Source organism: Paenibacillus sp. FSL H8-0282 (genome assembly GCF_037963825.1).
Lineage (GTDB): Bacteria > Bacillota > Bacilli > Paenibacillales > Paenibacillaceae > Paenibacillus_AQ > Paenibacillus_AQ odorifer.
This window is the reverse complement of sequence record NZ_CP150146.1, coordinates 2,943,878-2,966,978: the sequence shown is the minus strand read 5'-3', so window position 1 is coordinate 2,966,978 and position 23,101 is coordinate 2,943,878. Positions and strand designations below refer to the sequence as shown.

Annotated in this window: 23 protein-coding genes; 3 read left to right on the top strand and 20 right to left on the bottom strand. The window is 46.3% G+C overall.

Going from position 1 to position 23,101, the window contains the following annotated elements; all coding sequences use genetic code 11:
• Positions 1–104 precede the first annotated feature (104 nt).
• Positions 105–983 (top strand): DUF1835 domain-containing protein, encoded by an 879-nt coding sequence (locus tag NST94_RS12955; RefSeq protein WP_248548163.1) that lies wholly within the window; start codon positions 105–107, stop codon positions 981–983.
• 124 nt (positions 984–1,107) lie between these two features.
• On the opposite strand, the gene ftsY is transcribed toward NST94_RS12955, so the two are convergent.
• The 12 genes from ftsY to NST94_RS12895 form a co-directional block, all read right to left on the bottom strand.
• Entirely contained in the window at positions 1,108–2,115 is a 1,008-nt protein-coding gene (gene ftsY, locus NST94_RS12950) for a signal recognition particle-docking protein FtsY (protein ID WP_076183732.1), read from the bottom strand.
• Positions 2,116–2,151: 36 nt separating this feature from the next.
• Positions 2,152–5,721, bottom strand: a complete 3,570-nt coding sequence (smc, locus tag NST94_RS12945) for a chromosome segregation protein SMC (RefSeq protein WP_076126122.1) — start codon at positions 5,719–5,721, stop codon at positions 2,152–2,154.
• A gap of 197 nt (positions 5,722–5,918) precedes the next feature.
• Positions 5,919–6,623: a ribonuclease III gene (gene rnc / locus NST94_RS12940; protein WP_038570606.1), complete on the bottom strand. Its 705-nt coding sequence runs from the start codon at positions 6,621–6,623 to the stop codon at positions 5,919–5,921.
• 15 nt (positions 6,624–6,638) lie between these two features.
• Positions 6,639–7,874, bottom strand: coding sequence for a beta-ketoacyl-ACP synthase II (gene fabF / locus NST94_RS12935; protein ID WP_076101782.1), 1,236 nt, complete (start codon positions 7,872–7,874; stop codon positions 6,639–6,641).
• A gap of 218 nt (positions 7,875–8,092) precedes the next feature.
• The gene (locus NST94_RS12930) at positions 8,093–8,326 is read right to left on the bottom strand and encodes an acyl carrier protein (protein ID WP_339282037.1); all 234 of its coding nucleotides are present in this window, start codon (positions 8,324–8,326) and stop codon (positions 8,093–8,095) included.
• Positions 8,327–8,451: 125 nt separating this feature from the next.
• The gene (gene fabG / locus NST94_RS12925; protein WP_036686492.1) at positions 8,452–9,201 is read right to left on the bottom strand and encodes a 3-oxoacyl-[acyl-carrier-protein] reductase; all 750 of its coding nucleotides are present in this window, start codon (positions 9,199–9,201) and stop codon (positions 8,452–8,454) included.
• Between the two features lie 54 nt (positions 9,202–9,255).
• Positions 9,256–10,179 carry an ACP S-malonyltransferase gene (fabD, locus tag NST94_RS12920; protein WP_076138632.1) on the bottom strand — a complete coding sequence of 308 codons (924 nt, stop codon included), beginning with the start codon at positions 10,177–10,179 and terminating at the stop codon, positions 9,256–9,258.
• Positions 10,180–10,200: 21 nt separating this feature from the next.
• A complete protein-coding gene (locus NST94_RS12915; RefSeq protein ID WP_139329841.1) occupies positions 10,201–11,190 on the bottom strand; it encodes a beta-ketoacyl-ACP synthase III in 990 nt (329 codons plus the stop codon).
• Between the two features lie 8 nt (positions 11,191–11,198).
• Positions 11,199–12,188, bottom strand: a complete 990-nt coding sequence (plsX, locus tag NST94_RS12910; RefSeq protein WP_339282036.1) for a phosphate acyltransferase PlsX — start codon at positions 12,186–12,188, stop codon at positions 11,199–11,201.
• Positions 12,172–12,768, bottom strand: coding sequence for a transcription factor FapR (fapR, locus tag NST94_RS12905; protein ID WP_339282035.1), 597 nt, complete (start codon positions 12,766–12,768; stop codon positions 12,172–12,174). Before fapR ends, plsX begins: the two co-directional genes overlap by 17 nt.
• 358 nt (positions 12,769–13,126) lie before the next feature.
• Positions 13,127–13,300, bottom strand: coding sequence for a 50S ribosomal protein L32 (gene rpmF / locus NST94_RS12900; RefSeq protein WP_019911234.1), 174 nt, complete (start codon positions 13,298–13,300; stop codon positions 13,127–13,129).
• A 69-nt stretch (positions 13,301–13,369) separates the two neighbouring features.
• Positions 13,370–13,882: a DUF177 domain-containing protein gene (locus NST94_RS12895; protein ID WP_036686482.1), complete on the bottom strand. Its 513-nt coding sequence runs from the start codon at positions 13,880–13,882 to the stop codon at positions 13,370–13,372.
• 209 nt (positions 13,883–14,091) lie between these two features.
• On the opposite strand from NST94_RS12895, the gene NST94_RS12890 reads away from it, so the two are divergent.
• Positions 14,092–15,330, top strand: a complete 1,239-nt coding sequence (locus NST94_RS12890; protein ID WP_076280754.1) for a nucleotidyltransferase — start codon at positions 14,092–14,094, stop codon at positions 15,328–15,330.
• On the opposite strand, the gene NST94_RS12885 is transcribed toward NST94_RS12890, so the two are convergent.
• A complete protein-coding gene (locus NST94_RS12885) occupies positions 15,320–16,357 on the bottom strand; it encodes a SepM family pheromone-processing serine protease (RefSeq protein WP_076126114.1) in 1,038 nt (345 codons plus the stop codon). The genes NST94_RS12890 and NST94_RS12885 overlap by 11 nt on opposite strands.
• A 152-nt stretch (positions 16,358–16,509) precedes the next feature.
• Here NST94_RS12885 and NST94_RS12880 point away from each other — a divergent pair, with 152 nt between their 5' ends.
• Entirely contained in the window at positions 16,510–17,736 is a 1,227-nt protein-coding gene (locus NST94_RS12880) for a nucleoside recognition domain-containing protein (RefSeq protein WP_339282034.1), read from the top strand.
• Here NST94_RS12880 and coaD read toward each other — a convergent pair.
• The 7 genes from coaD to NST94_RS12845 all read right to left on the bottom strand — a co-directional run bounded on the left by coaD (position 17,714) and on the right by NST94_RS12845 (position 22,240).
• Complete coding sequence (coaD, locus tag NST94_RS12875; protein WP_076126111.1) at positions 17,714–18,226, bottom strand: pantetheine-phosphate adenylyltransferase; 513 nt, start codon at positions 18,224–18,226, stop codon at positions 17,714–17,716. The two genes, NST94_RS12880 and coaD, sit on opposite strands and share 23 nt — an antisense overlap.
• Positions 18,210–18,818, bottom strand: a complete 609-nt coding sequence (rsmD, locus tag NST94_RS12870; RefSeq protein WP_076190033.1) for a 16S rRNA (guanine(966)-N(2))-methyltransferase RsmD — start codon at positions 18,816–18,818, stop codon at positions 18,210–18,212. The genes coaD and rsmD overlap by 17 nt, the downstream gene beginning before the upstream one ends.
• A 362-nt stretch (positions 18,819–19,180) precedes the next feature.
• On the bottom strand, positions 19,181–20,137 hold the full coding sequence (locus tag NST94_RS12865) for an alpha/beta hydrolase (RefSeq protein ID WP_339282033.1): 957 nt from the start codon (positions 20,135–20,137) through the stop codon (positions 19,181–19,183).
• A gap of 228 nt (positions 20,138–20,365) precedes the next feature.
• Positions 20,366–20,470: a sporulation protein YjcZ gene (locus tag NST94_RS12860; protein WP_081389784.1), complete on the bottom strand. Its 105-nt coding sequence runs from the start codon at positions 20,468–20,470 to the stop codon at positions 20,366–20,368.
• 120 nt (positions 20,471–20,590) lie between these two features.
• A complete protein-coding gene (locus NST94_RS12855) occupies positions 20,591–21,013 on the bottom strand; it encodes a hypothetical protein (RefSeq protein ID WP_076275523.1) in 423 nt (140 codons plus the stop codon).
• Positions 21,014–21,125: 112 nt separating this feature from the next.
• A complete protein-coding gene (locus tag NST94_RS12850) occupies positions 21,126–21,410 on the bottom strand; it encodes a holin (protein WP_076101776.1) in 285 nt (94 codons plus the stop codon).
• A gap of 20 nt (positions 21,411–21,430) precedes the next feature.
• Positions 21,431–22,240 (bottom strand): glycoside hydrolase family 73 protein, encoded by an 810-nt coding sequence (locus NST94_RS12845; protein WP_076301873.1) that lies wholly within the window; start codon positions 22,238–22,240, stop codon positions 21,431–21,433.
• Between the last annotated feature and the right edge of the window lie 861 nt (positions 22,241–23,101).

Sequence of the window (23,101 nt, the reverse complement as noted above, 5' to 3'; positions counted from 1 at the left end):
GCATTACTGTTATGAATTTTTCATATAATGTATTTTTTATATAGTTGCCTGAGGATGTGGATTCATTGAGTATGGTATAATTTGTTGCGATGGGAGAGTGACTTATGGAGCACAAATATACTATGTCAATTGAGCAGGAAGAGACTAGGCGGAATCACATTTATCTGTTATTTGGCCTGTCTGAAGCGGGATCAATGAAGGTAGCCCTTAGTCATCTGGGTTGTCGTCATTTAATACGAGTACTTTCATTTAATGAGACGTTCTCTGCTGGACCGTTGCGTGGATTACATAATAATGAAGGCTATCATACCCGTGAGTTATGGTTTCAGGAACGATTTCCGGATCAGGGTTATCATTTAAATCCCCAGCATAAACTGGCAGCCATGATTCAGACCTTAAAAGAAATTCCCGAGGACAAAAAAATCACTATTTGGTGCGGAGATAACTCCCATGATCAGACAGGTTTACGATTTGCACTTTCTATTCTTAGTGAGAGGACGCAACCTATTCATGTTATTGATTCAGTCAAGGCTTATAGGGAGATTGCCGCTTCATTTGAAATCGGCTTATATCCCAGAGCACTTAGTCAGCTCCCAAATGAAGTTCTGCAAAAAATTATAGAAATTACCGAAAACACATCCCCTATCACCTCCGCTCAAAGAAAACAGTATGAACTAGAATGGCAAAAAATCAGCAACACCGAGGATATGCTTAGAGTTTGGGCTGATGGCCAGCTTATGAATGTTCCCGAGAGTTACTATGACGAAGAAATTCTTTCTTTAATTCTGCAATTTCAACAGTATGAGGATCGAGATGGCTACGTAAATGCAGGTCTAGTTGTAGGCACAATTATAGGGCAATGGAATTTGTATCTCAGTACCTCATTCATAGAATATCGCTTCTGGAGGCTAATTAGTGAGGGAAAGCTGTTATTTAAAGGGATCCCTTACGCGATGCATTTATACTTTCTAAAAGTCGCTTAGCAGTTGCTACAAAATGACTGACAAACCCTTTTAAAAAAAGAAAAGGAATGCCCTCCTAACTAAATATAGCTTCGAGGGCATTCCTTGTAAATATGACTTCTTTATGATTATATTGTGCTGTTGATTACACTTGCTCTTCCGATTCTTCTAACTCTTCTTCCTCGGCAATTAATCCGGCAAAAAGAGCATGTACGAACTGCTGCGAATCAAATGGCTGCAAGTCTTCCATTTTTTCTCCAAGACCTACAAACTTCACCGGCAAATTCATTTCCTGACGAATCGCTACAACGATTCCGCCTTTAGCCGTACCGTCCAGCTTCGTCAAAACCAAGCCAGTGACACCACTCTTTTCACCAAATAACTTGGCTTGCGTAAGTGCATTTTGACCCGTCGTAGCATCTAGCACCATCAGTACCTCATGTGGAGCACTTGGGATTTCTCTTTGAATGACGCGGAAGATTTTGTTGAGCTCTTCCATCAGATTGCTTTTATTCTGCAGTCTGCCAGCAGTATCGCAGATTAAGATATCCACATTGCGCTGTTTAGCCGCTTGCACCGCATCGTACATTACAGCCGCCGGGTCAGAGCCTGCTTGTTGTTTAATAACATCTACGCCTGCGCGTTGGCCCCAAACCTCAAGCTGCTCAATCGCTCCAGCACGGAACGTATCCCCTGCAGCCAAAAGAACTTTTTTACCTTCTTGTTTGTAACGATGAGCCAGCTTGCCGATGGTAGTCGTCTTGCCCACGCCATTGACCCCAACGAACAAAATAACCGTAATTCCATTCGGATTTTCCTTCAGGCTGTTATCATCATCTCCGCGCAGCAGCTCCATAAGTTTACGGGACAAAATCGGCTTCAGCTCGGCAGCATCTTCAATCCGATTTTGCTTCACTTCGGCACGCAAATCCTCGACAAGGGTCATAACAGTGTTTACACCCACGTCTGCACCAATCAAAATCTCTTCCAGCTCTTCGTAGAACTCTTCATCTATCTTTTTGCGGCGGATGATAAGGTCGGAGACCTTCTCTACAAAACCTTTACGGGTTTTCTCTAATCCGTCGCGGAATTGTTTCGTTACACTTTCCGTTTTGCCGGAAATGCTTTCTTTTAATTTTCTAAAAAAGCTCATTTGGTTCCTCCTAAAAGTTTCTCTTCTTTGATGAATTTAAGCAATCTCAGCTTCTTCATCCTCTAAACGTACTGAGACGAGCTTGGAGACGCCGCCCTCTTCCATCGTTACTCCGTATAACACGTCCGCCTCTTCCATCGTTCCTTTGCGGTGTGTAACGACGATGAACTGAGTTTGTTCAGAGAACTCGCGTAAATACTGTGCAAAACGAACAACGTTCGCTTCATCGAGCGCAGCCTCGACCTCATCCAATACGCAGAACGGAACTGGCTTCACTTGCAAAATAGCAAACAATAACGCCATCGCTGTTAGAGCGCGTTCACCGCCAGATAAAAGCTGCAGATTTTGCAATTTTTTACCCGGTGGTTGGGCTACGATATCTATACCTGTTTCCAGCATATGTTCCGGATCCAGAAGCATGAGATCCGCTCGCCCGCCGCCGAACAGCTTTGAGAACACGGTCCCGAACTGTTTGCGGATCGCATCAAAGGTCTGTTTGAAACGTTTGGACATTTCATCTTCCATCTCGCGGATTACTTGATACAAGGTAGTCTTAGCTTCGACTAGATCATCTTTTTGTCCACTGAGGAACGTATACCGTTCATGGACCCGCTGATATTCTTCGATCGCCCCTAAGTTAACCTCTCCTAGCGCAGAAATACTGCGCTTCAAACGCTGTACATCGGCTTGTGCGGCAGGTACATCTTCAGGCACTGGATATCTCTGTTTTGCTAATTCATAACTTAGCTCGTAGTCATCACTCAGCTTGCGGAGAATATTATCCAGCTCCACATCGAGTCGACCGACAGAAACTTCAGTGGCACGCAGCTTGTCCTCGACTACTTTAAGGGCCTGACGTTGATCTTTAGTCTTGCCTTCCTCAAGTTCCAGCTTACGGGTTAACGCTGTACGCTCAGCACGCGCAAAATCCAAAGTTCCAGTCGTCTCTTCCTTCTTCAAGCGGTAACTGTTCAAATCTTCCTTCTGCTTCACAGCTTCCAAAGCATTGTTAGCCAGATCCTGTTCAATCGTATGTAACAGATTTCGATTCTGGCGCAGCTCCTTGTCCTGTGAACCCACATCTTGTCTTAGGCGACGTAACTGCTCCTCCAGGGAGAATATCTCCTGATCGAGCTTGCCTTCCGAGACTTTCATACTGGTCAACTTGCCTTGCAGCTCTTCCTTAGCTGATTCATTCGCTTTACGCGCTGATTCAGCGTTACGGATACCCTCATGGGCTTCCTTTTCTTCCTTTTCAAGGCGTTCAAGCTCAGCAGTGGCTTGCTTCCGCGTCTCTTCAAGCGCACGTACTTCATTCTCAAAGCCGCTGCGTTCCGCACCTGTGCTCTCCACTTGCTCCTGCACATGCCGAAGCTCATGCTCGAGCTGCTTCAAATCACCGGAGACTCTTTGCTCTTCCAGTCTTTTCTCATCGCCATCACGGCGCAGGTCCTCCAGCTTCACGCTAGCGTTCTCCTGCTCCTCACGAAGTCTGGCAATGCCTTGCTTCAGCTTCACTATTTGACGTTCGCTTTCTTCAATCTCACTGCTTAATTGATCCAGCTGACGTTTGCGGCTAAGCAAGCTATTGTTCTTCTTATGCTGGCTACCCCCGGTCATTGAACCGCCGGCATTAACTACATCGCCTTCCAGGGTAACTACCCGATAACGATATTGGCATCTAGCGGCGATACGGTTCGCTTGCTCCAAGCTCTCCGCAATAACCACATTGCCGAGCAAACTGCCAATAATGCTAGTATATTTATCATCGTAACCAACGAGTTCGGAACCAATTCCAACAAATCCGTCAGCATCACCCACCATACCACGGTCACTGCCAGAAATCTGGCGCGGCCGGATAACATCTAGCGGAAGAAAGGTAGCTCGTCCCAGCTGACGTTGCTTTAGAAATGATATCGCTTGGCGGGACACAGTCTCATTATCCATGACCACATGCTGAAGTGATGCGCCTAGAGCAGTCTCAATCGCCATTTCCAGCTTCTCCGGAACAGAGATCAGCTCCGCAACCGCACCATGCACACCGTTGAGCTGTCCTTTGCGCGCACCCTTGAGCACTTCTTTAACCCCAAGCATGAAGCCGTCGAAATCATCCTGCATCTCTTTCATGGTCTCATGACGAGAGACTTGCGCTTCCCGCTTCTGTTCCCATTTCCGAAGACCGGATTGTGTTTCTTCGATCAGCTTCTGACGTTTACTAAGCTGCTCACTTTCAGTGATATAAGCCCCGCGAAGATTGCTAAGCTCCTTCCCCAGCTGGGCAATCTTGTCCTTCAGCCCTTTCTGGTTGGCAGACAACTCTTCATGCCGGGCTGTCCATTTGCCGCTTTCTTCTTCACTGCGGCTCATACGACGTTCCAGATTCTCCTTTTGCTGATCCGCGTAACGAATTTCGTTACGTGCATTCGCCATAAGGTTCATTAGCTCCAAAAGAGCACTTTTGAGCTTTTCTTCCTGGCTCTGGCTAATACCGTCTGCCACACCTTCAAGCCTTGTCTCTTCATCTTCGATCTGTTTCCGAAGATCCACAAGCTTAAGCCGCGATTGTTCAAGCTTAAGCTCCAGATCCACGACTTCACGCTGACGATCTGCAGAACGCTCGCCAACCGAACCTAACGTGAGCATTAACTGCTCACGATTACTTTCCAGATTGCGCTTGCGTTCCCTCAGCACTTCACCGTAACCTTCGCTCTTCTCAAATGCTTCGCTATAACGCAGCAATTGCTCTTGCTGCTTCTCGATCTGTGCTTCGATTGTGCGCAGTTCAGAGCGCCCGCTCTCCAGCTTGGCATCATGAGCCGAAACCACAGTAGACAGCTCCAGCTGCTCGTCCTTCAACGTTTCAAGCTTAGCGTTACCTTCCTGCCAAGCGGTATGAATGCCTTCAATCTGGTGTACGTATACTGAAATTTCCTGATGTTTTAATTGTTCGCGAAGTTCCTTAAAGCGGATAGCTTTCTCGGACTGATCCTTAAGTGGCCCAATCTGATCCTCAAGCTCACTGATCAAATCATGAATACGAAGCAGGTTCTGCTCGGTATCATCCAGCTTTCGACTTGCGTCTTTCTTGCGCGATTTATATTTTACAATACCTGATGCTTCTTCAAAGATGCCTCGCCGATCTTCGGAACGAGTACTTAGAATCTCTTCAATCCTACCCTGCCCGATAATCGAATAGGCTTCACGTCCGATACCGGTATCCATAAACAGCTCTGTGATATCCTTCAGACGGCAGGATTGCTTATTAATTAAATATTCACTATCTCCACTGCGGTGGACTCTCCGAGTCACTGTAACTTCGCTGAAATCCAGCGGAAGTGTGTGATCTTCATTATCAAGCGTAAGTGATACTTCGCCATAATTCACGGCTTTACGCGCATCACTTCCAGCAAAAATGATATCCTCCATCTTGCCGCCACGCAGTGATTTAGCACTCTGTTCGCCGAGTACCCAGCGTATGCCGTCAGAAATATTGCTTTTGCCGCTTCCGTTCGGGCCAACTACAGCCGTTATACCGCGCACAAACTCCATTTCTGTTTTGTCGGCAAATGATTTAAAACCAGCTAATTCTATCCGTTTCAAAAACATACTTGCCAATCACCTCTGACCCATTATACCATAGCGTTTGTACCCTAAAAAACCATTAAGATGTACCTTATCCTTTGTAAAGCGGAACATATAAGTTCTTATATTGTCGAAAAAGAGCAGCAACGGTCTGAGCTCCGCCTAAACGCCGGTATTCAGACCTTTGCTGCTCTCCTCCGCTTGTCCCCTTGATGCAAAACTCAGGCACCGTCCTCTTTCAGATGCAAAAGTGCTGCTGCTGCAGCCTGCTGCTCTGCTTCCTTCTTGGACCGGCCGCTTCCTTTACCAAGTGAACGGTTAGCCATATACACCTCTGAGACGAATTCACGCTCATGTGCAGGTCCCCGTTCTTCTATAATTCGATATTCCAATGTACCCATATTGTGCTGCTGAATTAGCTCTTGCAGTTCCGTCTTATAATCGGTCATCTGCATTTGCAATTTCCCATCCGTCTCCACGAGAGGAAATACGTGATTATCAAGAAAACTCCGCACTGTTTCCAGTCCTTGGTCGAGATAAAGCGCTCCCACGAAGGATTCGAATACATCAGCCAGCAGGGCCGGGCGAGTACGTCCGCCCGTAAGTTCTTCCCCTTTGCCCAATAGTACATAACGGCCAAAACCTAAACTCTCCGCAAACTTGACCAGTGAAGGCTCGCATACAATAGCGGCCCGCAGCTTGGTCAACTCTCCCTCAGGTCGGTCTGGCAATAGATTGTACAAATATTCAGAAACCGTTAACTCCAGAACTGCATCGCCAAGAAATTCGAGACGCTCATTGTCCTGATGCTGATTGAAACGGTGTTCATTCACATAGGATGCATGGGTAAAGGCCTGCTTCAGAAGCACAGAATCGTGAAATTGGATTTGAAGTTGCTGTTGTAACTGCTTCAGTTCTCCTTTCACCGCACTGTCCCCTTACTAATTATATTTTTTTAGAATAACTGTTGCGTTATGTCCCCCGAAGCCGAACGAATTCGACATTACAATATCAAGATCAGCTTTACGTGGCACATTTGGTACATAATCCAGATCACATTCCGGGTCTTGGTTGTCCAAATTAATCGTTGGCGCAATCATCCCTTTTTGCAAAGAAAGGCCACAGATAATAGCTTCTACTCCACCAGCAGCACCCAGAAGGTGACCTGTCATGGATTTCGTCGAACTAATTGCCACTTTATAGGCATGGTCACCCAATGCTTTTTTAACAGCAGCAGTTTCTGATCTATCTCCTACAGGCGTTGAAGTACCATGAGCATTGATGTAATCAATATCTTCAGGAGAGATACCAGCATCCCGGATTGCCATCTTCATGCAGCGAGCTGCACCATCTGGATCAGGCTCAGTCATATGATGAGCATCTGCGCTTAGACCATAACCGATAACCTCAGCATAGATCTTCGCTCCACGTTTCTCAGCATGTTCGAGTGATTCCAGAATAAGAATCCCGGCACCTTCACCCATAACAAAACCATCGCGATCCACATCAAACGGACGACTTGCCTTCTCAGGCTCATCATTGCGAGTGGACATTGCTCTCATTGCACAAAAACCAGCCATACCTGTTGGACGAATGGTCGCTTCGGAACCCCCACAGATCATTGCATCTGCGTCTCCACGTTGAATCAAGCGGAAGGATTCCCCAATGGAGTGACTTCCTGTAGCACAAGCAGTTACTGTCGTCGTATTAGGACCCTTTGCACCAAGGTTAATGGACAACTGCCCAGAACCCATGTTAGCGATCATCATCGGAATGAAGAACGGACTAACCCGCTTCGGTCCTTTTTCAAGCAACAAGTTATGATTGTCTTCCCAAGTTCCAAGACCACCAATACCTGATCCTACAGATACACCTATTCTTTCGGCATCAATATCTTCACCGATCTTAAGTCCGCTATCTCGCAATGCGTCCTCACCGGCAGCCACTGCAAATTGTACAAAACGGTCCATTTTGCGGGCTTCCTTACGACCAAAAAGTGCCTCTGGATCGAAATCTTTAACAGAGGATGCTATTTGCGTAGTATACTCACTGACATCAAAGGTCTCAACCTGTGATACACCGGATTTGCCGCTCATAAGATTATCCCAGAACGTCTCCAAATCTTTGCCCAATGATGTAACTACGCCCATCCCGGTAACAACCACTCTATGACTCAAACACAATCACCCCATCTATAGGTTGTATACATTATATTCAGAACTTATATACTTTCTGTTGCTACTATATGAACAGCGGTAACCGCATCATTAACCATCCTGCGGTTCTGTTATATCCCTTATATAGTTGCTCAAGGCAACCTTTGATTCATCTTTAGTGCTCTATAAATGAGGAGAAGTCCCGCCCTAGCAGGAACGGGACTCTCAATCATATGACTCTAGGTATGAGATTGTATGTACTTCACAACTTCACCCACGGTCGTAATCGTCTCTGCATCTTCATCAGAGATTTCCATATCGAATTCATCTTCCAATTCCATAACCAATTCTACTACATCAAGAGAATCAGCACCTAAATCATCTTTGAAAGACGTTTCTAATGTTACCTCAGCTTCATCGGCACCTAAGCGGTCGATGACAATGCGTTTTACACGCTCTAATACATCGGACATCCGGTTCACCTCCTCTTTTGGTATTATACGAGATATGAGTTCAAAATACCATAGAGCGTCAAAAACGCTTTCTTTATCCCTCACATTTCAGCATTAAAACAGTGTAATTTCTCCTTGACGGAGAGTTACATATACATCCCGCCATCCACGTGTAGTGTCTGGCCGGTCATATACGCAGCGCCTTCAGAGGCCAGGAAGACTACAGCCATAGCAATCTCTTCAGGACGCCCCAGACGAGCAAGTGGAATGCCCTTCTCAAGCTCACTGCGCACTTCCTCAGAGAGCTCACGCGTCATATCTGTATCAATGAAGCCAGGAGCGATACAGTTCACCGTGATCCCCCGTGAGGAAAGCTCACGAGCCGATGCCTTCGTTAAACCGATGACACCTGCCTTAGCTGCGGAGTAATTAGCTTGTCCAGGATTTCCTGTTACACCTACTACGGAAGAAATATTGATAATTCGCCCGTAGCGTTGCTTCATCATAGGGCGTGTAGCTGCCTTTAGGCAGTTAAACACCCCTTTTAGATTCGTTTCGATCACTTGATCGAACTCTTCTTCTTTCATGCGCATAATCAGGTTGTCTCTGGTAATGCCGGCATTATTGACAACAATGTCAATACGTCCCCAGGTATTCAGAACCTCTTTGACAAGGTTCTCGGCCTGTTCACTATTGCCGACATCGCCACGAAGGGCAATACCCTCCGAGCCAAGCTCGACAATCCGAGCTACGGTCTCTTGTGCGGCTGCTTCACTGCCCGCATAGTTCACGGCCACCTTCACGCCATGTTCCGCGAGAGCAAGTGCAATACTGCGGCCGATGCCGCGAGAGCCACCAGTTACAAGGGCCGTTTGACCCCGCAATGCTGAGAACATCATTTATTCCCCTTTCGATCATATTGCTATTGATAAACAATGTTTGAACGTATCTTACAAGACAGCTTGCACACTTTCAAGTGTGTTAATGTTGATTACTTTGACCGTTTTGTCTATTTTGCGGATCAGACCTGCCAGAACACTGCCAGAACCAATTTCCACAAAAGTATCCACACCATCAGCAATCAGCCATTCAATACTGTCTTGCCAGAGCACAGGGGAGTACACCTGGCGAACAAGCAGTTCACGGATTTCTTCAGGATCCGTTACAGGTGCTGCGGTAACATTGACAATAACAGGTACAGCCGGAGCATTAAAAGTAACACTCTTCAGCTCGTCTGCCAAGCGGTCTGCCGCAGCCTTCATCATCGAAGAGTGAAAAGGTCCACTTACTTCCAGCGGAATAGCCCGCTTTCCGCCTGCTTCCTTAACACGCTGCACAACACCGTTAACCCCGGCTTGTGAACCAGAAACAACAATCTGTCCCGGGCAGTTCACATTCGCCAGTTCTACCACGCCGCTCTCCTCGGATACGCTCCGGCATAATTCTGCCAGAGCATCCCGCTCCGCACCAAGCACTGCAGCCATAGCTCCCTGTCCACCTGGAACAGCTTCCTCCATAAAACGACCGCGTAAACGCACGAGTCTTACAGCATCTTCATAGGACAATACGCCTGCCGCAACCAGTGCGCTGTATTCTCCTAGGCTATGACCAGCTACATAATCCGGCTTCATCCCTTGATCACGTAATGCTTCCAGATAAGCCACGCTTGCTGTTAGCAGAGCCGGTTGCGTATTTACGGTCTGTTTCAAATCACTGTCAGGTCCTTCAAAAATCAGCTGGCTCAGTGGAAATCCGAGCACCTCATCACCTTTTTCGAATACCGCGCGGCTGTGCGGAAGAGCTTCATATACATCTCTACCCATTCCAACTGCCTGTGCACCCTGACCGGGAAAGACAAATGCGATTTTACTCATAAGTAAGAACTCCTTCCTCTATTACCAGATCAATACGGACGCGCCCCAAGTCAAGCCACCGCCGAATCCAACCATCAGAACCGTGTCGCCTTCCTTCATGCGTCCTTCTTCCGCCGCTTCAACTAGAGCTAGAGGAATAGAAGCTGCTGATGTATTAGCATATTTATCAACATTGATTACACATTTCTCCGGTGGCAGGTCAAGCCGCTGCATAGCGGATTGAATGATACGAATATTCGCTTGATGCGGTACGAACAAATCAATATCTTCTTTACCTAATCCGGCTTTAGTAAGCACACGTTCTGTAGCTGAGCCCATAACACGAACGGCAAACTTAAACACTTCACGGCCATTCATATAGATGAAATGTTTCTTGTCTTCAACCGTCTGCTGAGATGCAGGCAAGCGCGAACCCCCAGCTTCCAGCTTAAGCAAGTTTCCTCCAGAACCTTCAGCACCCAGATCGAAGGATTGGAAACCGCGTCCCTCTGGAACTTCACCGATGATTACTGCTCCTGCACCATCGCCAAACAGTACACAGGTGTTACGATCCGTATAATCAGTGATGCGGGATAAAGTGTCCGCACCAATTATGAGTGCATTATTGTACATTCCGTTCTGAATAAAGCCAACCGCAGTAGCTAGGCTGTATACAAAACCAGAGCAGGCTGCTGACAAGTCAAATGCCGCAGCACCTTTTGCTCCAAGTTTATCCTGCAAAATGCAGGCTGTGGAAGGAAAGGAGCTATCAGGGGTTACCGTTGCAATAATAATAAGATCCAGATCTTCGGCTTTCATGCCTGCAGAATCCAAAGCTTTAAGTGCAGCTTCATAGGCTAAATCAGAAGTTGCCTCATGTGGTGCAGCGATATGTCTTTCACGGATCCCTGTCCGACTGACGATCCATTCATCGTTAGTCTCCACTATTTTTTCTAGATCACTGTTTGTTAAAATTTTCTCAGGTACATATTTACCCGTACCGATAATCCCAACCGGCCGCAACTGTTTCATTTCGTCACTCACTTCCCGCTAATTTCCTTGGATATACTTGGCACAAGATCGGCTTGCAGAGCAATCCGCGCTTGTCTTACTGCATTTTTAACCGCATTTCCGTCTGAAGATCCGTGCCCCTTAACTACCAATCCGCTAAGACCAAGCAGCGGTGCACCGCCATGCTCTTTATAATCCATCTTGCCCTTCAGGGCTCTAAGCTCCGGCATCAGCATAGCCGCTCCAAGTTTAGTCTTCAGAGAACGGCTGAATTGCTCCTTCAGTAAAGAGAACAATGCACCCGCTGTACCCTCAAGCGACTTCAACAGGATATTACCAGCAAATCCATCGCAGACAAGCACATCGCAGTTTCCTGTCAGTACGTCGCGTGCCTCAACATTACCGATAAAATGAATGCCCGGCAATTTCTCCAGCAGTGGATAGGCTTCTTTGGTCAGTTCGTTGCCTTTCCCAGGCTCCGTCCCTACATTTAGAAGTCCAACCCGCGGCTTAGCAATGCCATGCACTTTATTCCGATAAATGCTGCCCATCAGCGCATATTGCACCAGATGTTCAGGCTTCGCATCCATGTTAGCGCCAAGATCAAGCGCAAGCACGCCAACATCATCCAGCGTCGGAATCATAGGTGCCAGCGCCGGACGTTCAATCCCCTGCATACGGCCTACTACAAGTAACCCTGTAGTCATAAGCGCCCCCGTGTTACCTGACGAAATCATAGCATCTGCTTCGCCCTCACGCACCATACGTCCAGCTACAACCATGGATGAATCTTTTTTGCGGCGAACCGCCTTAACCGGCTCTTCATCAGAACCAATAACATCTCCTGCATGCCGCACACTCAGGTTGGACGGCTTGTCCTTCAGCAGTGGCTCTAGTCTGGCTTCGTCACCTACGAGCACAATCTGCGTATCTTTCCATTCCGCGGCCGCGGACAACGCCCCCTCGACATTACATTCAGGAGCGTTGTCCCCGCCCATGGCATCAATGGCGATCAACACTACGGTTACCCCCTTCACTATACTCTTCATTAGCGGAACGATACACTATAAAGTGGCCTTGAAATACCAATTCTTCTCCGACATAGGTGAATACGTCCACCTCTGCTTTGCCGCCTCTGCCTGCAAGTGACCGCACTTGAGCTTTAGCAATGCACTTCTCACCAAGCAGAACCATACGAACAAATCGTATGTCGGCTGAAGCAGTCAAGGCAATTTCATCGTTAATCACAGCAACCGCAAGCGAATTGGCTTGAGCAAACACGTAGTGGCCACGGGCGATCCCATTTCTGGAAAAGACATGATCCTCACGAATTTCAAAGATCGAAATCCCGCTCTTATCGAGCTGTAAATCGACAATATCTCCGATCACTTCATCCGCAGGCAAAGAGCGCACCTGATCATAGGAATGCTCTGCCATTTGTTTCATTCTTTCACGCAGTTCTGGTATTCCCAGCTCCATCCGGTCTAACCGAATCGTCTGAATGCTCACCTTCAGCTGACGAGTCAACTCCCGATCAGTTACAAAAGGATTGCCTGCAATTATATGTAGCAGCTGTTGCTGACGTTCTTTCTTGGACATCCGCTCGATAGCGGCTCACCTCCTGGCACATGCCAAGCGTAAACGCCTTCGGCGCCCTAATAAGGACGGTAAGCGTTTAAGCGAGAAATATAAGACATAAAGTATAGGTGCATAACTTATACTTCCTTATATTTTAAAGAAAGCATCCGGCCGCTTGAATGGCCGCTGTTATATTAGGTCAAACAATCATAAATATTATTTAGAACCAGGTACTAATATGTAGTATAAAGCATGCCGCACCAAAAATAAAGCATTGACTTCTGAGCGGAACATAAAGTATAGGTGCAAACCCTATCTTTATTAGATTTGGACAAAAAAATAGTACCTCACCGAAGTGAAGTACTACTTATTTTTGAAACTATTGTTTGATGATTTCTCTTGCTTTGTAAGTTCCGCAAACTTTGCATACGTGGTGAGCTAGTTTCAACTCTCCGCATTGTTCACATTTTACCATGCCCGGCACAACCAACTTAAAGTGGGTGCGACGTTTGTCACGGCGTGTTTTAGACGTTCTACGTTGTGGTACTGCCATGTGTTCCACCTCCTCGTGATATTTCTGTCAGCCTGCTCCTCAGAGCAGGATGTGTTTTGTTGTAATGTTTCATTTGAAAAAGTCTTTCAACCCAGCGAGTCGAGGATCGATCACTGTGTTGTCGCAACTGCAGGTGCCTTCGTTCAAGTTCTGTCCGCATTTCTGACAAAGACCAAGACAGTCTGCCTTGCACAATACCGAATCCGGTAAGTGCAGTACGAAATTTTCTTCCACATACGGGATAAGATCCACAACCTCATCCTTGACGTAAATGAGATCCTCATCTTCGTCATCATCTGGAAGAACTGGCTGCTTAAGCCACTTGAAAGTCTCAGCAAAAGGAATGTTCAAATCACTTTTGACCTCCGTGAGACAACGTGAACATAACATGTCCACATCTCCACTCAGTTTCCCCACCACGTTCACACAATCGGTTCCCGCGGGCAGCGCTTTAAGGTCTACTGAGAGCGGAGCAACAGTTAGAATATCCTTGCGCCCTTTGACTACCTCGCTGACATCCACAACATCGTGAATATGTAACGGCTCGTCGGCATTCGCTAATTTGCGAAAGTGAATCTGCATACTTATCACTCCCAAACAAACAAAATTTATTATACCTAGTATTCTATACCTTTGTCAACCATTTTCCCTTTATATTGTTTCAGAAAATGCGGTGAATTATGATATAACTATTAGTGTAAATCAAAAGATCAGCTTGTGCTAACAGTATCTCTAGAAATCTACCCTACTAAACTCAATAAATATACCTTACTTATCGGAGGGAAGCCACAGTGACAACGGTTGGAATTATCGCAGAATACAATCCCTTACATAACGGACACGTGCATCACTTCACGGAAGCCAAAAGACTTTCCGGCGCAGAGCGCACCATCGTCGTCATGAGTGGTCCCTTTACCCAGCGCGGCGAGCCGGCGGCGGTAAGCAAGCAAGCCCGGACAGAGATGGCGCTGCATATGGGCGCCGACCTCGTCATTGAGCTGCCGGTGGCTTATGCCGTCCAGCCAGCCGAGTGGTTCGCGTTCGGAGCAGTTGCACTGCTGGAAGCGACCGGGGTCGTGGACAGCTTGTGCTTCGGCTCCGAAGCCGGCACTTTGGGCTCGCTGCTCCCGCTGGCCAGATATCTGGCTGAGGAAAGCAGCGAGCTTCAGAGCGAGATCCGCCGCCGCATGGCACTCGGAGCGAGCTTCCCCGCCGCGTACAGTGCAGCGGCGGCGGTGGCCTTTGAAGGGACTCTCCCGGAAACGGAGAGTCCCGGAGATGCAGGCGAGCTGCTGCGCCAGCCGAATAACAGCCTTGGACTGCATTATCTTATCGCCTTGCAGCGGCTGCACAGCAAGATAATGCCACTAACCGTTCCGCGCACAGCAGCAGGCTTCCATGACCCATTACAAGCCGACTCTTCTATTGCAAGTGCGACGGCCATCCGCAAGCTGCTGCAAGAAGGCGGATCTCCCGCTGCTTATATGCCGGATTATAGCGTGTCCATTTTGGAAAGAGAGCATGCAGCCGGAAGGGGCCCTCTGAGCTTGGAGAGCTTCAGTATCCCGCTCCGCCATCTGCTGACCACCCATACTGCTGCCGAGTTACACGCGATCCATGATATGAATGAAGGCTTGGAGAACCGAATACTGCGGCTTTTGCCTGAGTTGGAGCAATTCTCTGTTTCAGGCCTGCTTCACGCCCTTAAGAGCAAGCGCTACACGCATACACGGTTACAGCGTCTGCTGCTACATGTTCTGTTAAATCATTCTAAAAAAGAAATGACCCCTTCCATACTAGCAGAGGGGCCCGGATATATTCGTATTCTTGGTTTTAGAGAAAGCGGACGAGCACTGCTTAAAGAAATGAAACAAAAAGCTACGTTGCCCATCGTCATGCGCCCGTCCCTTTGTTCCCATCCGCAGCTTGAGCGAGATCTTCAAGCCGCTTCCGCTTTCGCGGGAGCTTTTAAGGAACCCCGTAGAAATGATATGTACCGCGATTATTTGGAACCTCCGGTCATGGTTTGACCGGCAGTTCCACCATATACTTCAGCGCCTCATCCAGCGTAGATACAGGCACCAGCTTCATAGATGTGCCGATTTTATCAGCTTTTGCTTTGGCTTCGTCATAATTCTTAACAGGCACGAAAAAAATCTCCGCCCCTTCTCGGTCCGCAGCCACGATCTTGTGTTTCACTCCACCGATAGCACCAACTACACCCTCAGCGTTAATCGTACCCGTCCCTGCAACCCTATGGCCCTTAGTTAAATCTCCAGAAGTAAGGCGATTGTAAATTTCCATAGTGAACATTAGCCCTGCCGAAGGTCCGCCAACATTTGTATCTACAAAGCTGACAGCTTTCCCTGCTTCTTTTGGTTTTACTTTTTGAACGGCGGCAATAGTGACTCCAAAACCAGGTCGAACGGCAGCTCCCTCTTTATCCTTTATTTCAACCAACGTCACTTGTTCTTGTACTTCCTTGCCATTTCTTTGCAAAACAACAGCGACTTGATCTCCGATTTTTTTAGAGGAGAGCAGTTTAGACAGTGCTTCAGGATCGGGCACTTTTTGTCCCTCTACACTAATGATTTTGTCACCCGGCAGAAATTGTCCTTTATTACTTTCTACAGGAACCGAAAAGACGTAGAGATAATCCACTACATCCTCATATGGAATTCCCGCTGCATGATAAGCGGCCTGAACAGAATAAGACTGTGAGCTATTCATATAATAAACCTGCTCTGCAGCATATTCATCTTCTGATTTATCCCCTAGCCGGGTTTCTTTTCGCACAACCTCTGAATTGGAATTAAAAGCAGAGGCGACCAATAAGGCCACATTAGCATAACTAGCAGACACCGTAGTCATCATAAACGTTCCTTCTTCAGCCGGATCGGCATTCTCTACCTTAATCATAGGGGCAACTTCAGATGCACTGCCTGGCTGATATACGATGTACGGGGTGTTCATAAAGACAAATACATACACGATTACTACAAACGTAAACAGATAAGCTGTGGCGCGGAAACCCGGCCGATGCTTCAGTTGCTTCACTGCTCTTCCCTTCTTTCCCGCGGCACTTTTAGGATATGAATGATTGAACTTCATTACCGCTTCGACTAGTGGTTTGGCATGATGGTTGTCTACTCTGCATAAATTGATAACACATCGTCCATGCCTTAAGTTATGAAGAGGTGATCTGAGAAATGAAAAATATTCAAATACGCCGACTAGCTACACGCTCCACATCATTTATACCCGGGATTATGGCAATCTTGACAGCCATTGCAATTATTATCTCACCGGAGAGCTCCTTTGAGGCTTCACTCCAAGGATTGAAGCTTTGGTGGACACTCGTATTCCCTGCCCTGCTCCCCTTCCTGATGCTGTCAGAGATGCTTACCGCCTCGGGTTTCGTGCATGGTTTCGGAGTGCTTCTGGAGCCATTGATGAAAAAGGTCTTTCGTCTGCCCGGTGCCAGCGGCTGGACCTTGGCACTCGGAATCACAGCCGGATTCCCCGGTGGAGCTGGAGGGGTCATGCAGCTACACAAGCAGAACAGCATTTCTGACAAGGAAGCCGCCCGACTTGCCGCACTTACACACTTCGCCAGCCCGGTAACCATGCTTATAGTAATTGGCATAGCTTTTCTACACAGTACTTCAGCAGGTTATTTCCTATTGGCCATCCACTGGATCTCTGGACTTCTAGCCAGCTACACCGATGCTCTATTAAAGGGGCGGTCAGCGAACACGAAACCAGTTGATAAGATCTCCACGGACACCAAACAGCCTTCTTTATATAGTCGCGTTCAGCTTGCAGCAACAGATGCCAGAGCAAAAGACGGACGCAGCTTCGGCAAGCTTCTCGGCGAGTCCGTCGCTAATGCCGTGCAAAGTCTGATGGTCGTGGGCGGTTACATGATTATGTTCGCTGTAGTCATCAATATCATCACTACTGTACTTCCCGCATTGCCAGCTGCTCTGCCAGCAAGCTTGCTGGAAATTCATTTAGGCGCCGACGCAATCAGCAAAGGGCTAGCAAGCATAGGAACAGGTCCCTCTAGTATGTTTGGGATAGCTTTGCTGTCTGCTGCACTGGGCTGGAGCGGACTCTGTGCGCAACTACAGGTGCTGACCATGCTCAAACAAGCCAGAGTCAGATTTCTACCCTACGCTACGGTTCGTCTGATGCATGGACTTTATGCTTTTCTGTTAACTTTATTGCTCTGGAAACCATTGTTGGCTATCCCTAAAGCTGCTTTACCAGCACTTGCAGACTCACGCCCGACTCCAAGCGGCACCCTTAATGTAACGGACATATGGAGCTCTTTTCCACAGCTGCTAAGTCTGCAAGCCCTTCTGCTCATCATCCTGTTGGGATTATCTGCTGGAACGTATCTAGTAAGTACTATTCGCCATCGGCTCGGTTAAATTTACGCTTCATCGCTTGTTCAACCTCAGGCGTCACAAAATCAGTCACATTCCCGCCGAAGTGGGCGATTTCTTTAACAACACTGGAACTTAAGTACGAATATTTCGGATTAGTCATCATAAAAATCGTTTCTGCATCGGGATCCAGGCTATGGTTGATCGATGCGTTTTGCAGCTCATATTCAAAGTCAGTAACGGTACGGATACCCCGAACAATGACTTGAGCATCTTTTTGACGAACATAATTCACTAACAGATCACGGAAGCTGTCAATTTCCACATTGGGAATATCAGCGGTCGCCTGTCTTAATAGCTCTGTCCGTTCATCAACAGTAAACAGCGGGTTTTTACTCAAATTATTAAGCACCGTTACAATCAAACGGTCGAATTGCTTGGATGCGCGCCGAATAATATCCATATGTCCCATAGTCACGGGATCAAAGGTACCTGGATAAATGGCAACACGTTCTTTTCTAATTTGCTGACTCATTCTCTACCTCCTCACCAGCTTCACTTTCCTCTGCAGGATTAGTTTCATACTGGTAAATAGAAATTGTCGTTTCTCCGTATACGGCCTGACGCAGCCTATAAAATCCTGGAATATCTTCAGGATAGGCATAACTTGATTCATGCTCCAGAACAATAATCGCGTCCTCTTGCAGCATTCCTTTTTCGACCATCATAAGCATAAGCTCATCTCCATGCTTCAAGCGATAGGGAGGATCCAAAAAGACCAAATCAAAAATTTTCCCCCGCTTCTCCAACGCACTTAGCGCTCTCCCAGCTTCATTACGGTACACCTGCGCTTGTTCTTCCAGCTTAGTAGCCTTCAGATTGGCGCGGATCGTGTCGATACTTTTAGGATCCATATCAACAAATACGCCGCTTTCCATCCCTCTGCTTAAGGCTTCGATCCCCAACCCCCCAGTACCGGCGAACAAATCCAGCACCACTCCACCTTCGAAATATGGGCCTATCATGCTAAATACAGCTTCCTTCACCTTATCGGTCGTAGGCCTTGTCCCACTTCCCGGAACACTCTTCAGTGGCCTTCCTTTTGCACTTCCCGATACCACTCTCACTGTTATTCACCCGCTCTATATCTCTGTTTGTTATGCCCAAAAGGGCATAAGTCCACGCCTATCGTAACACATTTGCGCGATGAAATAAAAAATTTGTCTAGATATGAAATAAGAAGGCGAAACAGCTTATTCAGAGAAATAAGTCATCTTAATGTATAAGATTGGACTTCCAGGGACATCATGTAATTATCGACACCACAAATGTCGTAGACAACCGCGGAGCAGGCTTACGTTTCCCCATAAGCTCTTCGTCCGGTTTCTCCTCTCCCATGAAAGGGGCCCTCGAAAGAGGGCCCCGAATTTATGTTTAACGGTATTATAAGCACGAAAAGACTACCTTTCGGCAGCCTTTTCAGCAACAACTATTTCACAAATCTTCCGATAAACTCAGAAACTACGCTCTCATACTTAACCGGATCCATGCGGAAAGCTTCTCCGTGACCCGCATTAGGAACGATGTAAAGCTCCTTCTCGACCGGACTATTTTCATATACCGTATGAACCATTTCCGTAGGAACAAAAGTATCATTATCGCCATGAATAAACAGAGTTGGCGTTTTAGATTTCTTCACCTGTTCTAAGGCCGAGGCTTCACCAAAGGAATAACCTGCCCGGATCTTTGTTAGCATACTGGTCGTATCTACAATTGGAAAGGCGGGGAGATGGTACATTCTTTTTAATTGAAAGGTAAGCTCGTCCTTCACTGAGGTATAGCCGCAATCTTCCACAATTGCTTTAACATTAGCTGGTAAATCCTCACCGCTTGTCATCATTACGGTAGCTCCCCCCATGGAAACACCGTGCAGTATAATCTGTGTATCCTCACCGTTTGCTTTCAGAACTTTCTGTATCCACTTCAAGTAATCCTTACGTTCTGGCCATCCAAATCCGATATAGTCACCCTCACTTTCTCCATGTCCTCTGGCATCCGGCAGCAAAATATTATATCCAAGTCTCTCATAATACATTCTGGCATACCCGCTCATTTGAGTTGCATTTCCAGCATACCCATGAGCAATAATCACTGTCTTATTGGAATGTTCAGGAGCAGCTAAATAGTATGCTTTAAGCTCTATTCCGTCATCAGAATTCATCTCCCATCTATCAAAGCTCTGGGTATCCCACCACTCTTGGTCTGCCTTCGAGGTATCTTTAGATTGTTCTACCTCTGGACTGGACTGCAGGTCAGGGCTTTCATTCAAGAAGTCCTTTGAAGCACGTGCAATAGCAACATGATAGAAATAAAAGCTTCCCACAGTTACAACAATGATTAAAAGTACAATAACAGAAGAAATTCCGATCATCATTTTTTTCTTCAAACTAGCTCTCTCCTAAATAAAATTTAACAGTATTAATCTATGTTATCAGATTAAGATAACATGTATATTTGAATATTCAAAATCATAGTATTGTAAACTCATGTTATTCACTACGTGATTAGTATTCTTTTAACTTAATATTTTATATAGCCTTAATGGACAAAATACCTACAAAAAAAAGCCCCAAGTCGGCAAAATGCCAACATGGAGCTCTGCTATTTTAGTGAATTAGAATATGCATGCGCTTGTAATAATTACTAATAAGATGAACAAAACTAAGATTGCGCCTGTAGAAGTAAAAGCACCACCAACATGACCAAATTCAGCACCCATGAGAAGACCTCCTCCGTATTTAGAATACATCATAAGATATGTAATTATCCCCTTAGAAGATTGGGCGTTCAGTTAAAAAAAACCTCTACTGGGCTACCAGCGAGGTTTAGGGCTATACAATTAATCAGAAACTAAAATACCATCAAAGCTTTCTGGGCCCACACGTACTGTACCGAGAAGATTAGAAGAAACAAATGCTGTATAAGTGAGCTGAGGTGTGATGGCTGGTAAGAAATCCGCTGCTGAAAAGGTTATTACTTGTGGAGCCAGAATGCTAAGAGCAAAAGTAGAAGTAGCAGAATACACTTTTGGATCAGTAGCCAAGGTTCCTCTTACAATCGTAATTGTGATGCCCACTAACGCTAGCGGAAGCGTCACTGATATCGTTCCTTTAAGGAGAACACGTGGATTGGTAGTCACTCCAGCCGTTAACAACCCAATCTGTCCAAAAAGCTGCGGCGTGTTAAGTACCGTAATAGGAATCGCTATAGAGTTGGCTAGGCTGGCATTTTGAGATGTTCTTGCATCAAGATAAGTTCCCATCGTTGCACCCCCTTTATAAATTGGCATACCATAATATATTAGTGTTCTCGACTGAATGCATAGCCACATTACCAGTGTAAAACGATTGTTTTATAAAACTCATAGGCAAGATCTATTTATCATCTTTTTTCGTCCCATCCCTTTTATTAAAAGCTAGTTCAAACAAACCGGTCGCTGATAGCCCCGCAAGCCCCCCCGCCCAGAGTCGCAGAATCAGATTCATATCAGTGAACGGATAGGCAACTGCTCCAACCAGCAAGCCAATAGCCAACCCCACTACTGGCACAATGTTCCGCGGAAGTTCAATGCTATTCTTCACAAGTTGTACAAGTGCCATTACAAAAACAGCTAGGACTGAAGCAAAGGCAAGCACACTGTTGAGAGCATCGTTATACATGTTTTTTAATCCTCCTTATTTCATTTTTTACTTCCTGTTACAAGTAAACCTGCACGGTTCAGCACCGTTAATATGCGATAGAAATCGTAACTGCCACCCGATGGAGTATCGAGAAGTCCTGCCGCAGTCGCTGCTTTCACAGCCGCCTCAGCCCATGCAGGGACATTCATGACTGCCCGATTTTCAATGAATGTCACCCGATCCGTAAGCTTATTAATCGACTGCCCCTGTTCTTGCACACCTGTTTTCAGCGTATCCCTGCTATCTGTAAGAGCTGCTATAAGAGCACGCAGTTCCTTTACTTCCGATTCTAGACTAACAAGCTTTTGCTTATCCTCTGCTGACATCTCATCATCTCCTCCCATGGATTTGTCGTCATATTGATACAGATTATAGGTATTCATAATTTGAATCAGCTTAGCTGCATAGTTCGGATCAGTAGCGTAACCAGCTGCGGCAATCTCTTGTGCAGCCACCTTGCCACTCGCACCGAGAACCTTGCTGTAAAGGTTGCGATTCCATGAGACTCCATTCACAATCAAGTCGGAGTGATCCGCGATAGATTCTCCCCAATTGTAATAGGCTCGAAAAGGGGCATTAACTTTAACAGCTTTACCGTTAATATATTCAGTAGTTTGTACAGTAATGCTGCCAGCAGGTCCACTTCCTTTGATCCCAAACAAATTATTCGCTTTGATAGTCAATCCACTGCTGCCCCAGCCTGACTCCAGAGCCGCTTGAGCAATGGTTAACGAAGCAGGAACCTTAGTGAGCTGCATGTCCTTTACAGCAAAATTCGCAATCTTCGCTATAAACTCGCCTTCTGTCATCTCATCACATCCTCTCCATTTATTAAATGCGTGGCATCATAAAATGACTGTGCTTATCCCCTACTAACATTGTGTTTTTACTAGATTCGAATCCAACTCGGCAACAAAAAAAGCCATCCCATTACCCATGAAATGAGTGCTGGAGTAGCCTCAATGATCTGAATATCTGACTTCCTAATTACATCTCATTCGCTTACGAATCCGCTATCGGACTCAGCTGACCTTAGTACGCGGCTTTAGCTCACATTTGGAATGTTAACGGACCCCATAGACGTAATTAGCACCAAAAGCACTCAATATCAAGCTCTTCATATGGAATAATGTCTCTGGGGTCCGAATTCACGCTCAAAAGGTTAAAAACATGCTAATAACGTCATCCGGGTCCTTAAGCTTCAGTAGACTGATTATGACTCGGCGGTGTAAAAGCAGCCAAACAACGATCCAAAAAAAGGAGTAGTAGTTCTCCTATTATTAGAGAACTACTACTCCGTTGACTTTTCATGACATCGACCTCTGCTATCCACTATGACGTAGAGCGTCTATGTAAAATGGAGGGGTGCACTTCTCGGTAGCTCAAGCGGTGCCTTAAGTCCTGCATAATGCATCCTCAACTCCTTTCACCCGGACAATATGTAATTATTAGTAAATCTAGCTTGTGAATCCCGTAGAATTAGCGTAATATATAGTAATAATTTACTATATAGGAGGGTCTAACAGACTATGCCTTCATATTATTTTAAAGAAGTATGGACACCCTTGCGCTGGGTAGGTATAAAGTTTTTTCGTGATGATGATGGATTCTTATGGATTAAATGGTGGGCAAAACCCAGAAAACGGTTACGTTAACGCATACTATTACAT

Excerpts from the sequence above, each read along its gene's own strand:
- fapR (WP_339282035.1), bottom strand. The coding sequence starts at position 12,768 with ATGTCCAAGAAAGAACGTCAGCAACAGCTGCTACATATAATTGCAGGC.
- NST94_RS12930 (WP_339282037.1), bottom strand. The coding sequence starts at position 8,326 with ATGTCCGATGTATTAGAGCGTGTAAAACGCATTGTCATCGACCGCTTA.
- NST94_RS12895 (WP_036686482.1), bottom strand. The coding sequence starts at position 13,882 with ATGCAGATTCACTTTCGCAAATTAGCGAATGCCGACGAGCCGTTACAT.
- NST94_RS12845 (WP_076301873.1), bottom strand. The coding sequence starts at position 22,240 with ATGACAGAAGGCGAGTTTATAGCGAAGATTGCGAATTTTGCTGTAAAG.
- ftsY (WP_076183732.1), bottom strand. The coding sequence starts at position 2,115 with ATGAGCTTTTTTAGAAAATTAAAAGAAAGCATTTCCGGCAAAACGGAA.
- NST94_RS12880 (WP_339282034.1), top strand. The coding sequence starts at position 16,510 with ATGAAAAATATTCAAATACGCCGACTAGCTACACGCTCCACATCATTT.
- fabD (WP_076138632.1), bottom strand. The coding sequence starts at position 10,179 with ATGAGTAAAATCGCATTTGTCTTTCCCGGTCAGGGTGCACAGGCAGTT.
- NST94_RS12955 (WP_248548163.1), top strand. The coding sequence starts at position 105 with ATGGAGCACAAATATACTATGTCAATTGAGCAGGAAGAGACTAGGCGG.
- coaD (WP_076126111.1), bottom strand. The coding sequence starts at position 18,226 with ATGAGTCAGCAAATTAGAAAAGAACGTGTTGCCATTTATCCAGGTACC.
- NST94_RS12915 (WP_139329841.1), bottom strand. The coding sequence starts at position 11,190 with ATGAAACAGTTGCGGCCGGTTGGGATTATCGGTACGGGTAAATATGTA.
- smc (WP_076126122.1), bottom strand. The coding sequence starts at position 5,721 with ATGTTTTTGAAACGGATAGAATTAGCTGGTTTTAAATCATTTGCCGAC.
- NST94_RS12860 (WP_081389784.1), bottom strand. The coding sequence starts at position 20,470 with ATGGGTGCTGAATTTGGTCATGTTGGTGGTGCTTTTACTTCTACAGGC.
- NST94_RS12850 (WP_076101776.1), bottom strand. The coding sequence starts at position 21,410 with ATGTATAACGATGCTCTCAACAGTGTGCTTGCCTTTGCTTCAGTCCTA.
- fabG (WP_036686492.1), bottom strand. The coding sequence starts at position 9,201 with ATGTTCTCAGCATTGCGGGGTCAAACGGCCCTTGTAACTGGTGGCTCT.
- rpmF (WP_019911234.1), bottom strand. The coding sequence starts at position 13,300 with ATGGCAGTACCACAACGTAGAACGTCTAAAACACGCCGTGACAAACGT.
- NST94_RS12855 (WP_076275523.1), bottom strand. The coding sequence starts at position 21,013 with ATGGGAACTTATCTTGATGCAAGAACATCTCAAAATGCCAGCCTAGCC.